Source organism: Micromonospora sp. M42, assembly GCF_000568915.1.
GTDB classification, from domain to species: Bacteria; Actinomycetota; Actinomycetes; order Mycobacteriales; family Micromonosporaceae; genus Micromonospora; species Micromonospora chalcea.
The window spans coordinates 1,408,900-1,410,290 of the sequence record NZ_KK037233.1 but is presented as its reverse complement, the minus strand read 5'-3'; the positions used below and the strand labels follow the sequence as shown (position 1 = coordinate 1,410,290).

Below are 1,391 nucleotides of genomic sequence, written 5' to 3'. Positions count from 1 at the left end.
TTTGGCCGGGGTGGGGGCGGGTACCCGCCGGGGCCGACCGGTGCGGGCGTGGTGCCCGCCGGCGGCGAGGGGAGGGGTGGGATGCGGTTCCCCCTGTTCGTCGAGGCGGTGGCGCGGCGGTCCGAGTTGCCGTCCGACGAGGCCGCGACCATCTCCCGGGCGGTGTTGCAGACCCTCGCCGAGCGGGTCACCGCGGACGAGACGGCCGACCTGGCGGCGCAGTTGCCGGACGACGTCGGCGGCTATCTGGAGCCGGGTGGGATCGCCGTGACCGGCGGCGCGGTGGACTTCCTGTACCGGGTGGCCGAGCGTGCGGCGGTGGATCCGGCGGTCGCCGAGGTGGGCGCGGTGGCGGTGCTCGCCACGCTGCGCGACACGGTGACGGTGGGGGAGTTCCAGGACCTCGTCGCGCAGCTTCCGAAGGGCTTCGACGCGATGGTGGACCCGATCCCGCGGCCACCCTACGATGTCTGAGCAGGCTCCCCGCGATCCGGGTTGAGCTGCGGCACCGGGGCCGCTCCGACGAAGATTCGACTGCCAGAAAGTATTTTCACCGTAAAATAACTCGTCGGCGTTCGCGTACGCTGTAAAACGTCTACGCGCTAGAGGGATGATCGGACGGATTCCTCCGTCCGAGGTTCCAGGACGTCTTCCTCCCTTCGGCTCAAGCCGCATCGATGCTCTTCCGGCGCGGTGATTGAGCAATATTCTGCTTCCAATGTGAAGTCCTGGGGGGGATCAATGATCACATTCGTCGATTGCTGCGTGCCTGTCCTCTGTGGAGCGTATCCCGCTTCCTGACATGGCGGAGCCGATGATTATCAATCGTTTCGGCGCGATCACGGCAGTACACGGCGGACGTCCGGCACTTCTCGGTGAGACCCACGAGGTCACCTACACCGAGCTGGCCGGGGCGGCCGGCGGGCACATGGCCGTGTTCGCCGCCGCGGGCCTGCGTCCCGGAGACCGGATCGCGCTGCTCACCGCGCACGGCGCACCGACCGTCGCGGCGCTGCTCGGCGCCCTGGCCGCCGGGTGCGCGTACGTGCCACTGGACCCGGGCTTCCCGGTCGCCCGGCTGCGCCACATGGTCGACGCCGCCGGCGTCACCGCCGTCGCGTGCGCCGCCGAGCACCGCGACCTGGCCTCGGCGCTGGCCGGCGAGCGTCCGGTCGTGCCGCTGGACGAGGTGCCGCCGGCCCCGCTGCGCCCGGTTCCGGCCGAGCCGGACGCGCTGGCGTACGTGCTGTTCACCTCCGGCTCCACCGGCGTGCCCAAGGCGGTCGGGCAGACCCACCGCAACCTGGCCCACGTCGTCGACAACCAGATCGCCGCACTCGGCGTCGGACCGGACGACCGGCTCAGCCTGCTCGCGTCGTTCAGCTTCGACG

2 protein-coding genes are annotated in these 1,391 nt (G+C 70.8%); both read left to right on the top strand.

Annotated elements, in window-relative coordinates; genetic code table 11:
- Positions 1-81: 81 nt before the first annotated feature.
- Positions 82-474 (top strand): DUF2267 domain-containing protein, encoded by a 393-nt coding sequence (locus MCBG_RS06145; RefSeq protein WP_043324646.1) that lies wholly within the window; start codon positions 82-84, stop codon positions 472-474.
- 340 nt (positions 475-814) lie between these two features.
- Positions 815-1,391: AMP-binding protein (locus MCBG_RS06140; RefSeq protein WP_304413298.1), on the top strand; the 577-nt coding region annotated here is incomplete at its 3' end.

Excerpts from the sequence above, each read along its gene's own strand:
- MCBG_RS06145 (WP_043324646.1), top strand. The coding sequence starts at position 82 with ATGCGGTTCCCCCTGTTCGTCGAGGCGGTGGCGCGGCGGTCCGAGTTG.